Consider the following 13,728-nt stretch of genomic DNA (forward strand, 5'->3'; position numbering starts at 1 on the left):
CGTGTTCCGTGACCTTACCCAAGACCACGGGCCGCCAATGACTGAGTGGTCAAGATTTGGCTCACATCTGGCGTTACGGAAAGTGTCGGTGGGGCCTGATTCGATGTGGGCAGTCGAGAGGAGACGGTCTGATGCCGACCGCCGAAGAGATGCTCAGCACGGCTGCCGTGGCCGAGTTGGGCGCGATCCTGGCCGCGCCAACGGTCCGGGGCGTCGAGCTGAGCGGCACTACGTTCAGTGAGCGTGGGCGGCTGGTTCGTGACGCCCTGCTCACCGACCTGCCCACGCCGTACGACGAATTCGACCGGGCCATCCGCAAGGCGCTGACCGATGACGCGTTCACCGGCTGGATGATCTGGCCGGTCACCGAGGCTGTCGCCACCCGCGCGGTTTCGGCGGGCGCCTTCGACGACGGGTTGGCGCTGCTGGCGGAGCTGACCGGGCGTCTGACCGGGGAGTTCGCCTTGCGGACGTTCCTCGCGGCGGACGTCGACCGGACGCTGGCGACCGCGTTGGAGTGGTCCGCGCATCCCGACGAGCACGTGCGACGTCTTGCCACCGAGGGGACGCGATCACGCCTGCCCTGGGCCCGGCAGGTGCCGCAGCTCCTGGAGAGACCGCGGACGCTCGCGATCCTCGACGCGCTGCGGTCGGACTCCTCGTCGTACGTGCGTCGATCCGTCGCGAACCACCTGAACGACCTCAGCCGGGACCATCCCGCCGAGGCGGTCTCGCTGGCCTCGCGGTGGGCCGAGGCGCCGGACGAGCACAGCGGCTGGATCATCCGGCACGGGCTCAGGACGTTGGTGAAGAAGGGCGATCCGGGCGCGCTCGGGTTGCTCGGCTTCGCGCCGCCGGTCGGAGTGGAGGTGGACGGGCCGACGCTGGACCGGACCGAGGTCGAGTTCGGCGGCGAGCTGACCTTCTCGCTGACGTTGACGAACACGTCGGCCGAGCCGGTCCGGTTGGCCGTCGATTACGTCGTCCATCACCAGAAGGCGAACGGCAAGCTCGCGCCGAAGGTGTTCAAGCTCGCCGTCCGAGAGCTGGCCGCGGGTGCGACAGACACGATCAACCGCCGCCACTCCTTCCGCCCGATCTCCACCCGGCGCTACTACCCCGGCGCGCACGCCCTCGAAATCCAAGTCAACGGCCGCCCGACCGGCCCCACACCCTTCACCCTGCTGCCCTAGCCCCACACCCTTTGCATTCATTCGTCGGAATCCGCCCTCAGCCACCGCCGGCCTGTGCAGGTTCCGCTGTGCTGTGAGGGCGGATTCCGACGAATGAATGCAAAGAGGAGACGCGATGGGGGCGTATGCGAGGCTTCGGGCATGAGTGATCCGACCGGACCAGTGGCATCTCCGGAGTTCGAGCGACGCGACCGCCGCGGGTTGGCGCTGGCGCGCGCCGTCTATCTGGGGATTCCGGTGGTGTTCTTCGGGTTGCTCTGCTGGATCAGCGCGGCAGCGGCGCCGGAGCTTGGGTTCAACTGGCAGGTGTTGCTGGTCCCGTTGGCGATGCTGGCGATCAACCTGCGGCTGCTGCGGAAGAACCGGTATCGCCCGTCCCGCTGGGCCTTCGCCGGTCTGGCCTGTGGCGGTATCACCGGGATCGTCGTGGCGTTCTACACGATCGTGCTGGACTTCGACTGGTTGCCGCGGCTGTTCATCGTGGCAGGGCTCGTCGGTGCGTTGATCGGGCGGGCCATCGGGGCCGCGGGCAACCGGGTCATCAGCTATCCGGCCGATCCTGAGCTGGCGGACTCGTCGTACGAGCTGGTCTACCGACTGCGTACGCCGCCGAACATCTTGCTCGAGATCACCAAGGAGCGGGTCCACGTCAAGGAGCTCGTGCTTCGTGGCTCGGGGACTGACCAGAGCACGGTCGGCGTCGGGCCTGACTATCGGATCGACTGGGTCACCGGTACGCATGAGGTTTCGCTCAGCGGGGCCGAGCGGCTGAAGTTTCCGCTGAACCTGCGGACTCGACCGATGTCCAGCCCCGGGCCCGCGTTGATCCTCCAGTTCAAAGGCGTGGACTGGGTGCTGCCGATCAACCACGCCGGCGGGCTGGCCGCCCTGATCGCCCGCCGCGCCGAGACCCGGCGTCGCGTGGTCCAGCAAGAGACCCTGGCCGCCCACGAAGCCGAAGCCTCAACTGCCGAAGGCTCAACTGCCGAAGCCGAGACCCCGACCACCGAGTCCCCAACCAGCGAGTCCCCAGCCAGCGAAGACCAGGCCCAGGACCGGGATAGCTGAGCTCTCAGGCTTTGGCGGCCTCGCGCTCGAGGCGCTCCCGCTCGGCCTTGGCGGTTTCGGCCTTTTCCGCCTGCCAACCGTCTTCGTTCTTGCCCTGGCGCCAGTAGCCGGAGATGGAGAGGCGGTCGCGGGTGATCCCGCGCTCCTTGAGCGGGGCGCGGAGGCGCTGGACGAATCCGGCCTCACCATGAACGAACACCTGCACATCACCCGGCTCAAAGGTCAGGCCCTCAACGGCCGCGACGAGCTGGTCACCAGGCGCTGTCGCGGCGCCCGCGCGATGAAGCCAAGTGAGCTCAACCTCGCCGGATCCGCTGAACTTCTGCTCCTCCGACGCGTCCTCGACCTCCACGATGACCCGTGCACGAGCACCCGGCGGCAGCGCCTCGACCGCGGCACCGATGGCCGGCAGCGCGCTCTCGTCACCGACCAGCAGGTGCCAGTCAGCCGCGGGGTCAGGCTTGTACGCACCACCAGGCCCGACGAACCACACCTCGTCGTCGGCCTTCGCCGCGGCGGCCCACGGACCGGCGATCCCTTCATCCCCGTGGTAGACGAAGTCGATCGTCACCTCGGCCGTGACCGGATCCCAGGCGCGGATCGTGTACGTCCGGCTGACCGGCCAGTACTCCGGCGGAACCTGCTCGCGGATCACGGCCATATCCAGCGGCTCCGGGTACTTGAGCCCGGCCGTCGGGAAGAGCAGCTTCACGTACTTGTCGGTGAACCCGTTGTCGGCGAACTCGGGCGCACCCAGCACCAGCCGGATCATGTGCGGCGTCAGCCGCTCGGCGCGGCGTACGACGGCCACCTTGACGGGGTTGCTGCGGGCCACGGGGCGGGTCCTCTCGACGGTGAACTTAGGTATGCCTTACTTAGGCTAGCCCACGGCCGCAACACGGCCGTCAAGCGTGCGTCGGATGCTCGTGGTCGGAATGGCCGATCGGTTCGAGCTGGAACGTCGAGTGCTCAACGTCGAAGTGCCCCGCCAGACAGGTCTGCAGCTTGTCGAGCAGCTGCGGCGCATGCCCGTCCTGGAAGCACTCGCTGTCCACCACCACATGCGCCGTGAGCACCGGCAGGCCCGAGGTCACGGTGTAGACGTGTAGATCGTGTACGTCGTGGATGTGGTCCACCTCGGTGATGTGCCGGCGAATCTCGTCCAGGTCGATCCCCGCGGGCGTCGTCTCCAGCAGGATCTCCGTCGCCTCGCGCAACAGCTTGATGGCCCGCGGCACGATCACCAGCCCGATCAGCAGCGACACGATCGGGTCGGCCCGGGTGAAACCGGTGGTCTGGATGACCAGGGCCGCGACGAGTACGCCGACCGAGGTGGCGCTGTCGGTCGCGACCTCGAGGAAGGCGCCGCGCATGTTCAGGCTGTCGGACCGGGCCTTGAACAGGATGGCGACGGCGACCAGGTTGCCGATCAGGCCGATCGCACCGAACAACGCCATGCCGCCGGGCTCCACTGCGGCCGGCTCGATCAGACGACGCACGCCCTGCACTACGACGTACACACCCATGCCGGAAAGGACCAGGCCGTTGACGGCGGCGGCGAGGATCTCCGCCCGCGCCCAGCCGAACGTACGTCGTCCAGTCGCGGGGCGACTCGCGAGCAACGCCGCGCCGAGTGCCATCGCGACCCCGCCGGCGTCAGCGAGCACGTGTCCCGCGTCGGCGAACAGCGCGAGGCTGCCGGTCATCGCGGCACCGATCACCTGCACGACGAAGATCGTCAGCGAGATCAGTACGACCGCACCGAGGACCCTGCGGTGTTTGCCGGTGGCGGTTACTCCGTGCCCATGTCCGTGGCCGTGCCCATGACCGCCGCTCACTGCTTGTCCCCTTCACGCTCGGGGTGGATGGCTTCAGTGTGTTCGGTGTGCGCGACCGCTAGGTCGACGAGCATGCGCACGTGGGCGTCGTCGAGACGGTAGTAGGCCATCCGGCCGTCACGACGGACCGACACCACTCGATGCGCTCGCAGCAGCCGTAGCGCGTGTGAGGTCGCGGACTCGCTCATGCCGGTCAGTGCCGCCAGATCGCAGACGCAGAGCTCACCGTCGAGCAGTGCGACCAGGAGCTTCAGTCGCCGGGGATCGCCCAGCAGACTGAACACGTCCGCCGTGTCGACCACGTCCTGCTCGGACGGCATCCGCGCGTGCACCGCCGCGACCCGCTCCGGATCGACCAGGCGAACGTTGCACGCATCCAGCGCCTGCACATCTGCAGATCTGTTCATACGTCACACGGTAGACCGTCACCACGCTCCGCGTCCAGCCAAACCCTTCTTTGCGTTCATTCGTCGGAATCCGCCCTCTTCTGCCCGCTCGCCTGTACCGGAGCGCGGTGGTGAGAGGGCGGATTCCGACGAATGAACGCAAAGGAAACGCGAACGCCCTGCCGCAAATGGGCAGGGCGTTCGCGTTCTCTCAACGGGCAGGGTTAGGCGTCGATGACGACTGGGATGATGACTGGGCGGCGGCGCCAGTGGCGCCAGGTCCAGTTGCCGACGGCTCGGTTGATGAGCTCCTCGAGTTGCCGGACGTCGCCGATGCCCTCTTGGGCCGCCTTCGCGAGGGCGTCCTCGATGACCGGGACCAGCACCTTGAACGTGGTGTCGTCGTAGTTGAACCCGCGAGCCAGGAAGTCCGGCGGTTCGGCCAGCTTGCCGGTGTGCGCGTCGACGATGGCGACCACGCTGATGACGCCTTCCTCGGCGAGCGTACGACGGTCCTTGAGGTTGGCCTCGGTGACACCGCCGACCGTCATCGCGTCGACGTACACATAACCGGCCTCGACCTTGCCGGCGATCTTGACGCGACCCTTGTGCAGGTCGACGACGACACCGTCCTCGGCGATGACCACGTGATCAGCGGGTACGCCGGTGTCGATGGCGAGCTGCGCGTTCGCCTTCAGGTGCCGGAATTCGCCGTGCACCGGCATCACGTTGCGCGGCTTGACCAGGTTGTAGCAGTAGACCAGCTCGCCGGCACTCGCGTGACCGGAGACGTGGACCTTGGCGTTGCCCTTGTGCACGACGTTCGCGCCCCAGCGGATCAGGCCGTTGATCACGCCGTAGATGGCGTTCTCGTTGCCGGGGATGAGCGAGCTGGCCATCAGCACGGTGTCACCCTCGCCGATCCGGATCATGTGATCGCGGTTCGCCATCCGGGACAGCGCGGCCATCGGCTCACCCTGGGAACCGGTGCAGACCAGCGTGACCTTGCGGTCCGGCAGGCGCTCCAGCTCCTTCAGGTCGACGATCAGGCCCTTGGGGATCTTCAGGTAGTCGAGGTCACCGGCGATACCCATGTTGCGGACCATCGAGCGGCCGACGAACGCGACCTTGCGGCCGTTCACCTTGGCGGCGTCGAGGACCTGCTGGATCCGGTGCACGTGACTGGCGAAGCTGGACACGATGATCCGGCCGGGCGCGGTCCGGAAGACGGCCTCGATCGCCGGGCCGAGGTCCTTCTCGGCGGTGGTGAACCCGGGTACGTCGGCGTTCGTCGAGTCCGTCATGAACAGGTCGACGCCCTCCTCACCGAGCCGGGCGAACCCGCGCAGGTCGGTGAGGCGCTTGTCCAGCGGGAACTGGTCCATCTTGAAGTCACCGGTGTGCAGCACGGTGCCGGCCTTGGTGCGCAGCGCGACCGCGAGGCTGTCCGGGATCGAGTGGTTCACGGCCAGGAACTCCAGGTCGAACGGCCCGATCTTGCGCCGCTCGTCCTCCTTGACCACGATCTCGTTCGGCTTGATCCGGTGTTCCTTCAGCTTCGCGGCGAGGAACGCAAGCGTCAGCCGCGAGCCGATGACGGGAATGGTGCCGCGTTCCTTCAGCAGATACGGCACGCCGCCGATGTGGTCTTCGTGACCGTGCGTGAGAACGATGCCGTCGATCTTGTCGAGCCGGTCCCGGATCCAGCTGAAGTCAGGCAGGATCACGTCGACGCCGGGCTGGTGCTCCTCAGGGAAGAGCACGCCACAGTCGATCACGAGCAACCGGCCCTCGTGCTCGAACACGGTCATGTTGCGGCCGATCTCGCCCAGGCCGCCTAGGGGCACGACCCGCAGGGCGCCTCGGGCCAGTCCGGGCGGGCGGCCGAGTTCAGGATGGGGATGACTCATGGCCCACACGGTACGTGAATCAGGCGCAACACCCATCTTCACAACCGTCGCCGCCGCTCGCCGGATCCATCACAGGCGAGCAGCAACCCTGTCCGCGCCACGCCTGGATGCCCTCACGAACCGCAACGGCCGCGATCACCAAACCGGCCAGCGGGTCCGCCCAGAACCAGCCGAGAGTGGCGTTCAGCACAAGCCCGACCAGCAATACGGCGGACAAATAGGTGCACAACAGCGTCTGCGTGCCATCGGCGACGACCGCGTTCGACCCGAGGGCCCGGCCGGTACGACGCTGCGCCCTCGACAGCAGCGGCATCACGATCAGCGAGGCGATCGCCAGCCCGATGCCTACCGTCGACGTGTCCGGCGTGGACCGATCCAGCAGGGCGCGGACCGATTCGAAGCCGACGTACGCGGCAAGTGCGAAGAAGGACAGCCCGATCAGCCGGAGGGCACGCCGTTCCCGCGTCTCGGGCAGCTTGTGCCGGAACTGCCAGAGGATGATCAGGCCGCTCGCCACCTCGACGATCGAGTCGAGCCCGAACCCGACCAGCGCCACCGACCCGGCGATCGTCCCGGCCGAGATCGCGATGACCGCCTCGACCAAGTTGTACGACACGCTCGCGCCTGCCAGCAGTTGCGCCCGCCGCCCAAGCCGTCGCCGTTCCGCCTGGGCTACTGGGTCCGGAGCGGCCGACGGTATGCCGATCAGAGGGAGCTGCTCGGTCATCGGCATTCTCCCGTCGTGTCCGGGCGGCAGCAGGCCGGGTCGACCGCGAGGACGACGTTCAGCAACTGGGTCAGAGCGGTGCCGAGGCTCGCGTCGGCCAGCTCATAGCGAGTACGGCGGCCTTCCGGCTCGGCGACGACCAGACCACAGCCGCGCAGACAGGCGAGGTGGTTCGACAGGGACTGCCGGCTGACCCCGATCCGCTCGGCGAGATCGGCCGGATAGCTCGGCCCTTCCTGCAGTACGAGCATCACCTGTGTGCGGGTCGGATCCGACAACGCATGCCCAAACCGCGCCAGCACCTCACTACGACTGATCGTGTCCACACGCAGCACTGTACAGCCATTCCTGTATTCACCGAAAGCTGTACTGGCGCAGACGTCAGCCGTTGACGTCCGCGACCGCGAGCCCGAACGCTCCTGCAGCGGTCAGTAGTTGGCGGTCGCCGGAGGCCAGCACGAGGTCGCCCTCGTTCACCTGCTCGGCTGCCGCGCAATGCACGGCGTCGTATCCCCGAAGCGTCGCCAGTGCCGTCATTTCGGCCGCCCTGCCGACGAGTTCGGCGTCAGCCTCGACGACGTCGAAGTCGGCCCAGAGGCGATCTAGAGCAACCAGCGCCTGGTTGTGCTGACCTGCCGTCAACCGACGCGACCGCCGCCCCTGCGCAAGGGCGGCCGCTGATTCGACGTACAGCAGTCGGCTGGTGACGACCGCGTCCGCCTCGGTCCACAGCCGCTCGCAGAACGACGAAGCCGGCTCCTGGATCAGCAGAGGAACGAATGCCGAGGTGTCGAAGTACGCGATCATCGGCGCTGGTCGGCAACCAGATCACTGACCGTGCCCGCCGTCTTGATCGGTTGCGGAGTGGAACGACGGCGATGCCTGGCCGGCGTCACCCGCCCCTCCTCGATCAGCCGCTCCAGCGCCGTGGGCTGATCGATCGGCACGATCCGCGCGATCGGCTTGCCGTGATCGGTGACGACGATGACGCGACCGGCCCGCACCTCGGCGAGATGCCGGCTCAGCCCGTCGCGCAACTCCCGGACACCGATGCTCATGGGGACTCCTTTGTGGCCACATCAGGAGTCCCCATTGTAGCCACAATCAGCTGGGCCTATGGCCAGATCGAGGTGACCCATTCGGGGTGGTCGATGAAGGGGTTGCGGTTGTGCTGGAAGGAGTCGTAGATGACCTGGTTGCGGCGCTTCTCGAAGGTGTCGGGCGGGTCGGCCGCGCTCCAGGCCTTCAGCACGGACAGCTTGCCGACCGCAGGGGCGCTGCCATTGCCGACGATGTTGTTGGGCTCCAGGTTCGGCCAGCCGTCACCGCCTTCGTAGCGAACGGCCATGTAGAGGATCATCCGGGCCACGTCGCCCTTGACGGCCGCACGCGGTTCGAAGGAGTCGGCGTCCGTCAGGCTGCCCGGCGCCTCCGCGACGGCGGATCCACCGAGGTCGAAGTCCTTGTTGCCGCGGACCGAGTTCACCGTGACGTCCTCGGGCCGAAGGTGGTGGATATCCGTGCCGGGCCCGGTCGCCGTACCGAAGTCGCCGTGGGATTGCGGCCAGACGTGCTCGCGGTTCCAGTCGTTCGCGTCGCCGCCGTTCGTGGTCTTGCTCTGCGAACGGCCGGAGTAGAGCAGGATCACGTTGTTCGTATTGCCCGGATCCTGGTCAGTGGACTTGAGCGCGTTCCAGACCTGGTCATAGCTGAGCTTGGTCTGGCTCGAGATGATCGTGTGCAGCGCGGCCTTCAACGCGGGCCCGGTCTTACCGGCGGCACCCGCGTAGTAGTCGTCCGTGCCGCCACCGCCCGATCCGCCACCAGTGAAGGCAGTCGGGTCCTTCATGCCGGGGTGCGTGAAGTACGCCGTCAGCGTGCCGGTCACGGTGATCTTCGTACCGAGGCGCGACGGATTGGTCTTCAGCCCGTACGACGCACGGAAGGCCGTCGGAATCTGGACGTAGAGCATCGCCGACGTACTGGTCTGGCCGGCGGAATCGGCCAGGGCCAGCGCGTAGTCGCTCGGGAAGTTGCTGCGGACAACGGTGTTCGTGGCCGTCGGTTGCCCGACCACGTAACCCTCGACGGTCGCAACGCCGCCGTTCTGCTGCTGGATCGCGGTGGCCACCGAGATCGTGGCGGTGGTCGCGGCCGATGCGGCGGGCGGGACCTGGAATGAGATCAGCGCCAGGATGACGGCGAAGGACGCGAACAGGCGTGGCGGACGGATCGTGGGCACGGCGGGCTCCCCGGGGGCGGTGGGATTCGTGCTTGGTCAGTGACTCACAGTTTGCCCATCGAACCGGGAACTGAATACCGCTAACACCCAGCATTCGCCAGAACTTCACATCGGGGGCGAACCTCAAGGGTGAACATTCACGTGAATTGAATCGGTGGGGCGGTATGAGCGCGACGGTCGATCGTTCGCGCTCATACCGCCCCACCTAGGTGCCTGAGCCCCCATCAATCGTCGACTATCGCCACCGATTGCTCGCCCAGCCACCAGTGAGGTGCCACTAGCGGGCAGCACCTCACCGCGTTGGTGAAGTAAGGATCAAGTCCTTCTCCGGTAGGCGTGGGCGGGACGCCGCTACGGACCGTACTCAGTCCACAACCGAATGTCCATGGTTACTCATCAGAAAGGTTTTTCAGCAACGGTTCTCAGCAGCTGATCGTGTCTGAATGACGGACACCGCTGCTGCGGAACTGGTTCACCCGGGCCACCGCCGCGGCCGGAGTCAGCGTCTCGTTCTTGGCGTAGTAGACCCAGTCCGCTGCCTGGACATAGGCGCTGGTGGCGCCGCTGTGACCCTCCAGGTCGATGAGCCAGTGGTTGTAGTTGAGCGTCATGTTGCGACGCGGGTAAACGCTACGGCCCTGGTCGTCCGTGGTGTGGTCCCCGACGAGGGTGCCGTCGATGTAGTACTTCACATGACCGTCCGCGACGGTGGTGACCAGGTAGTGCCAACCGTTGTGGCTCCACGGCATCCTGCTACTCGTCCGATAGCCCTCGAACGGATCCGCCTGGTAGGTGTTCCAGCTGGTGACGAAGTTGACCGGGCCGGTCTCACCCCAACCGCCGTTCGGCAGGTACTCGGAGAAGTCCAGCTCGCTGTACGTCGGCTCCCAGTCGTAGTCGAGCGGGGAGATCGCGTAGAAGGTCTGGTTGACGTGGTCGCCGTCCGCCCCGGTCGTCGGGGCATCGCTGAACTTGAACCGGGTCGCGTAGGTGCCTTCGCGGAAGCGCAACCGGTTCTGCTGGACCTGGGAGTGCGTGGTGCCGGCAGCCGTGCCGTTGGTCGACGCGCGCAGTTGCATCACCTTCTGGCCGTCGACCGTCGGGAAGGTGACGTTGCTCGCGGCCCAGGTGGCGCCACCGACGCCGGGACCACCCGCGTTCGTCCGGACGCTCCAGTCATGACCGGTGAAGGCCGGGTCCGTACGGGAGCTGTAGTTGAAGTCGTCGAACAAGGCGCCGCAGGCGGGTGCCAGCGGCGCTTTGCGCTCCGGCGCGGGGGCAGCGCCGGCCGATAGGACCGGGAGCACGGCAGCGGAGATCGCAACGGCGGCGGCAACGAACCTGGTCTGGTGTGAACGGATCATCGAGCTTCACCTTCTCTTGGGCGGAGGGCGGGCCGGATCGCTACAGATGGTTCATGCTCCGACCACTTTAGGTAAGGTGGTCCACCATATTGGTAAAGTCAAGAGCGGAGATTTCTTTTCCACTGGATAATTTACTTAGGCAGTCACTCCCGTGCGCTCAGGCTCAGCTGGGCAGCAGACATGCCGTTGACCAGGCTGCCAGATTGGTCAGAAGTGCCTGACCACTCGGCACGTGTGTCGGCTCACCAGTTGCTACGATGGCGATATTGCGTAGGTCGCAACCAACACGTGCGAGGGGTGGTCGATGAGGCGCACGGAGGCCCGGGACCGGCTGCTGCAGCTGATCGAGATCCGGCAGCCCGGTGAGGCGTTACCGTCGGAGCGGAGCCTGAGCGAATCGCTCGGGGTGTCCCGTCCGACCCTGCGGGCTGCGCTCGACGATCTCGCCAAGGATGGTCTGGTCACCCGCGAGCACGGCCGCGGCACGTTCACGGGATCACGCAAGATTTCGCAGGAGCTCAAGCCGACTCCGCAAGGCGACTACAACCTCGCGCCGGCCGAGGGGTCCTGGCAGAGCCGACTGGTGAGTTTTGCGATGGAGCCTGCGGGGGCGCGGCTCGGCCAGCGCATGCAGGTCTCGCCGGGTGACCAGTTGGTGTCGGTGGTTCGGTTGCGCCTGGTCGACGCGGAGCCGATGTGCATCGAGAAGATCCGCATCCCGGCGGTGTTCGTGCCGGGTATCACTGGTCGCGACTTCGAGACGGGGTCGCTGTATGAGCTGATGCGATCTCGCTATGAGGTGGTCGCCCGCGAGGCCGTCCAGACGACCGAGCCGACCGTGACCGACGACCAGGAGTCGGAACTCCTCGGCGTACCGGTCCTCTCCCCGGCCCTCCTCTTCGAACGCCTAACCCGCAACGCCGGCAACGCCGTCATCGAATACACCCGCTCCATCTACCGAGGCGACCGCTACCGAATAACCACCAAACTAACCTTCGACTAACCCCCTTGAGGTTCGCGCCCGCACACATGACTCCGAGCGCGCGGCCCTCCTGTGGTTGCGTCCGCTTATGACTTCGGGCGTGCGGCCCTCCTGTGGTTGGCGTCCGCTTATGACTTCATCGGGCGCCGACCCCAGAAGGGCCGCACGCCAAAGTCAGTAGGCCGACGCCAACCCCAAGAGGGCTGCGTGGTTGGCAGGCGCCCGGTGGGGGGCGGGCGCCTGCCAGGCGGGGTTAGCCCTTTACGGCGCCGGCGGCGACGCCGGTTGTTACGCGGCCTTGGAGGGCTAGGAAGATTAGGAGGACGGGGAGCATGAAGAGGCTGGCGGCGGCCATGGTGGCGCCCCAGTCGGTGCCGAAGGTGTTGCTGAAGGACGAGAGCCAGACCGGCAACGTGCGCTGGTCCTGGTTCTTGATGATCAGCAGGTTGGCGAAGGCGAACTCGTTCCACGCGGTGATGAAGCCGAAGAGTGAAGTAGAGAGAAGCCCGGGCGCCAGCAAGGGAAAGGAGATCCGCCGGAAGGCCTGGAATTGGTTGCAGCCATCAACCTGGGCAGCCTCCTCGAGTTCGGCAGGAATGGCGTTCAAGAAGCCGCGCAACGTCACGATCGTGAACGGCAGCGTGACCATGAAGTAGATCAACGTCAGCATCGGCAACTTGTCGAGCATGTCCGTGTCACGCGCGATCACGTACATCGGGATCAGCAACGCCTCCCACGGTGTCATCTGCGCGATGAACACCATCAGGATGAACGCCCGCCGACCGGTCCACCGCATCCGCGACACCGCGAATGCCGCCAAACAGGCCACCGCCAGCGACAGCAACACCGCGCTGATCGCCACCAACCCGCTGTTTCGCCAGAACAACCAGAACCCGTCCGCGTTCACCGCCGTACGGAAGTGATCGAACGTCACGTTTGTCGGCAAGAACGTCGGCGTCTCGGCCGTGATCTCGGTGGTCGGCTTGAACGCGGTCAGCACCATCCAATAGACCGGGAAGACCGAGAATACGAAGACCACCAAGGCGAGCAGGTTGACGATCGCCTTGCGGCGCAAGCTGATTCTCACAGCTGCCCCTCTTCCTTGAACATCTGCCGGAAGTACGCGAACAGCACGCCGGTCAGGATCAGCACGGTCACCATCGAGATCGCCGCGCCCAGGTCGTAGCGGTTCAGCGACTGCGCGATCTGGTAGGCGTAGACCGGCAACGTCAGCGTCGCGTTCCCCGGGCCGCCCTGGCTGATCGCCCAGATCTGGACGAAGCACTTGAACACCCAGATCACTTCCAGGCAAAGGATCAACCCGAACATCGGCCGCAAGATCGGGAACGTGATCAGGAAGAACGTCTTCACCCCACCCGCGCCATCGATCTGGGCCGACTCGTTGAGCTCCTTCGGCACGGTCGTCATCGCGGCGTACAAGGTCAGCGCGGCGAACGGCACCGACTGCCAGACGATCAGTACGACGATGATGGCGAACGTCGAATTGCCATCGGCGAACCAGGCATAGCCGTCGTACTGGTCGAAGCCGAGCCGGACCAGCACCCAGTTCACGACGCCGAGCTGCGACTGGAACAGCCACTGGAACACGGTCGTCGCGGCGATCACAGGGATCGCCCAGGCGACCACCAGGCCGAACATCACGGCCAGCCGCATCCATTTGCCCAGCGCCATGATCAGCAGCGCGACCAAGGTGGCGAGCACCATGATCAACACGACGTTGATGGCGGTGAACACGAACGTCCGGCGAACGACCGACCAGAACATGCCGTCGGTGAGGATCTGCTGGTAGTTCTTCAGCCCGACGAAGTCCGCACCACCGCGGATGAGTTCGCCGATACCGAACTTCTGGACCGAGATCAGCAGGTTCCGGACCAGCGGATAGGCCAGCAGGTACGCCGTACCGAGCACGGTCGGCGCGACCAGCAGGTAGGGCAGTAAGCGCACCCACAGCGGGTGCCGCCCCCGGCCCGAGACCACGTGGGACTCGGGCGGGGGAG

15 protein-coding genes are annotated in these 13,728 nt (G+C 66.3%); 3 read left to right on the forward strand and 12 right to left on the reverse strand.

Annotation, left to right across the window (positions count from 1 at the left end; genetic code table 11):
• Positions 1–131 precede the first annotated feature (131 nt).
• The gene (locus OG394_RS25640; RefSeq protein ID WP_328989622.1) at positions 132–1,193 is read left to right on the forward strand and encodes a DNA alkylation repair protein; all 1,062 of its coding nucleotides are present in this window, start codon (positions 132–134) and stop codon (positions 1,191–1,193) included.
• Positions 1,194–1,334: 141 nt separating this feature from the next.
• Positions 1,335–2,261: a hypothetical protein gene (locus OG394_RS25645; RefSeq protein ID WP_328989623.1), complete on the forward strand. Its 927-nt coding sequence runs from the start codon at positions 1,335–1,337 to the stop codon at positions 2,259–2,261.
• A gap of 4 nt (positions 2,262–2,265) precedes the next feature.
• On the opposite strand, the gene OG394_RS25650 is transcribed toward OG394_RS25645, so the two are convergent.
• The 10 genes from OG394_RS25650 to OG394_RS25695 all read right to left on the reverse strand — a co-directional run bounded on the left by OG394_RS25650 (position 2,266) and on the right by OG394_RS25695 (position 10,728).
• On the reverse strand, positions 2,266–3,096 hold the full coding sequence (locus OG394_RS25650) for a siderophore-interacting protein (RefSeq protein ID WP_328989625.1): 831 nt from the start codon (positions 3,094–3,096) through the stop codon (positions 2,266–2,268).
• A 70-nt stretch (positions 3,097–3,166) separates the two neighbouring features.
• On the reverse strand, positions 3,167–4,099 hold the full coding sequence (locus OG394_RS25655) for a cation diffusion facilitator family transporter (RefSeq protein ID WP_328989626.1): 933 nt from the start codon (positions 4,097–4,099) through the stop codon (positions 3,167–3,169).
• Positions 4,096–4,506, reverse strand: a complete 411-nt coding sequence (locus tag OG394_RS25660) for an ArsR/SmtB family transcription factor (RefSeq protein ID WP_328989627.1) — start codon at positions 4,504–4,506, stop codon at positions 4,096–4,098. Before OG394_RS25660 ends, OG394_RS25655 begins: the two co-directional genes overlap by 4 nt.
• Positions 4,507–4,709: 203 nt before the next feature.
• Positions 4,710–6,395, reverse strand: coding sequence for a ribonuclease J (locus OG394_RS25665; RefSeq protein WP_328989628.1), 1,686 nt, complete (start codon positions 6,393–6,395; stop codon positions 4,710–4,712).
• A gap of 19 nt (positions 6,396–6,414) precedes the next feature.
• Positions 6,415–7,122, reverse strand: a complete 708-nt coding sequence (locus tag OG394_RS25670) for a cation diffusion facilitator family transporter (RefSeq protein ID WP_442914226.1) — start codon at positions 7,120–7,122, stop codon at positions 6,415–6,417.
• The gene (locus tag OG394_RS25675; protein ID WP_328989630.1) at positions 7,119–7,448 is read right to left on the reverse strand and encodes an ArsR/SmtB family transcription factor; all 330 of its coding nucleotides are present in this window, start codon (positions 7,446–7,448) and stop codon (positions 7,119–7,121) included. Before OG394_RS25675 ends, OG394_RS25670 begins: the two co-directional genes overlap by 4 nt.
• 55 nt (positions 7,449–7,503) lie before the next feature.
• Positions 7,504–7,929 carry a type II toxin-antitoxin system VapC family toxin gene (locus tag OG394_RS25680; RefSeq protein WP_328989631.1) on the reverse strand — a complete coding sequence of 142 codons (426 nt, stop codon included), beginning with the start codon at positions 7,927–7,929 and terminating at the stop codon, positions 7,504–7,506.
• The gene (locus OG394_RS25685) at positions 7,926–8,180 is read right to left on the reverse strand and encodes a type II toxin-antitoxin system Phd/YefM family antitoxin (protein ID WP_328989632.1); all 255 of its coding nucleotides are present in this window, start codon (positions 8,178–8,180) and stop codon (positions 7,926–7,928) included. The genes OG394_RS25680 and OG394_RS25685 overlap by 4 nt, the downstream gene beginning before the upstream one ends.
• A gap of 56 nt (positions 8,181–8,236) precedes the next feature.
• Complete coding sequence (locus OG394_RS25690) at positions 8,237–9,364, reverse strand: endonuclease (protein WP_328989633.1); 1,128 nt, start codon at positions 9,362–9,364, stop codon at positions 8,237–8,239.
• 422 nt (positions 9,365–9,786) lie between these two features.
• Positions 9,787–10,728, reverse strand: a complete 942-nt coding sequence (locus OG394_RS25695; protein ID WP_328989635.1) for a glycoside hydrolase family 16 protein — start codon at positions 10,726–10,728, stop codon at positions 9,787–9,789.
• 304 nt (positions 10,729–11,032) lie between these two features.
• Between OG394_RS25695 and OG394_RS25700 the strand changes: the two genes are divergently transcribed.
• Complete coding sequence (locus OG394_RS25700; RefSeq protein ID WP_328989636.1) at positions 11,033–11,731, forward strand: GntR family transcriptional regulator; 699 nt, start codon at positions 11,033–11,035, stop codon at positions 11,729–11,731.
• Positions 11,732–11,963: 232 nt separating this feature from the next.
• Here OG394_RS25700 and OG394_RS25705 read toward each other — a convergent pair whose 3' ends face one another.
• Both OG394_RS25705 and OG394_RS25710 read right to left on the reverse strand, forming a co-directional pair.
• Positions 11,964–12,797: a carbohydrate ABC transporter permease gene (locus OG394_RS25705; protein ID WP_328989637.1), complete on the reverse strand. Its 834-nt coding sequence runs from the start codon at positions 12,795–12,797 to the stop codon at positions 11,964–11,966.
• Positions 12,794–13,675 carry a carbohydrate ABC transporter permease gene (locus tag OG394_RS25710; RefSeq protein ID WP_328989638.1) on the reverse strand — a complete coding sequence of 294 codons (882 nt, stop codon included), beginning with the start codon at positions 13,673–13,675 and terminating at the stop codon, positions 12,794–12,796. The genes OG394_RS25705 and OG394_RS25710 overlap by 4 nt, the downstream gene beginning before the upstream one ends.
• Between the last annotated feature and the right edge of the window lie 53 nt (positions 13,676–13,728).

The organism is Kribbella sp. NBC_01245, assembly GCF_036226525.1.
Classification (GTDB): Bacteria; Actinomycetota; Actinomycetes; order Propionibacteriales; family Kribbellaceae; genus Kribbella.

Coding starts and splice junctions, on each gene's coding strand:
- OG394_RS25700 (WP_328989636.1), top strand. CDS start 11,033: ATGAGGCGCACGGAGGCCCGGGACCGGCTGCTGCAGCTGATCGAGATC.
- OG394_RS25695 (WP_328989635.1), bottom strand. CDS start 10,728: ATGATCCGTTCACACCAGACCAGGTTCGTTGCCGCCGCCGTTGCGATC.
- OG394_RS25645 (WP_328989623.1), top strand. CDS start 1,335: ATGAGTGATCCGACCGGACCAGTGGCATCTCCGGAGTTCGAGCGACGC.
- OG394_RS25670 (WP_442914226.1), bottom strand. CDS start 7,122: ATGACCGAGCAGCTCCCTCTGATCGGCATACCGTCGGCCGCTCCGGAC.
- OG394_RS25680 (WP_328989631.1), bottom strand. CDS start 7,929: ATGATCGCGTACTTCGACACCTCGGCATTCGTTCCTCTGCTGATCCAG.
- OG394_RS25665 (WP_328989628.1), bottom strand. CDS start 6,395: ATGAGTCATCCCCATCCTGAACTCGGCCGCCCGCCCGGACTGGCCCGA.
- OG394_RS25640 (WP_328989622.1), top strand. CDS start 132: ATGCCGACCGCCGAAGAGATGCTCAGCACGGCTGCCGTGGCCGAGTTG.
- OG394_RS25685 (WP_328989632.1), bottom strand. CDS start 8,180: ATGAGCATCGGTGTCCGGGAGTTGCGCGACGGGCTGAGCCGGCATCTC.
- OG394_RS25660 (WP_328989627.1), bottom strand. CDS start 4,506: ATGAACAGATCTGCAGATGTGCAGGCGCTGGATGCGTGCAACGTTCGC.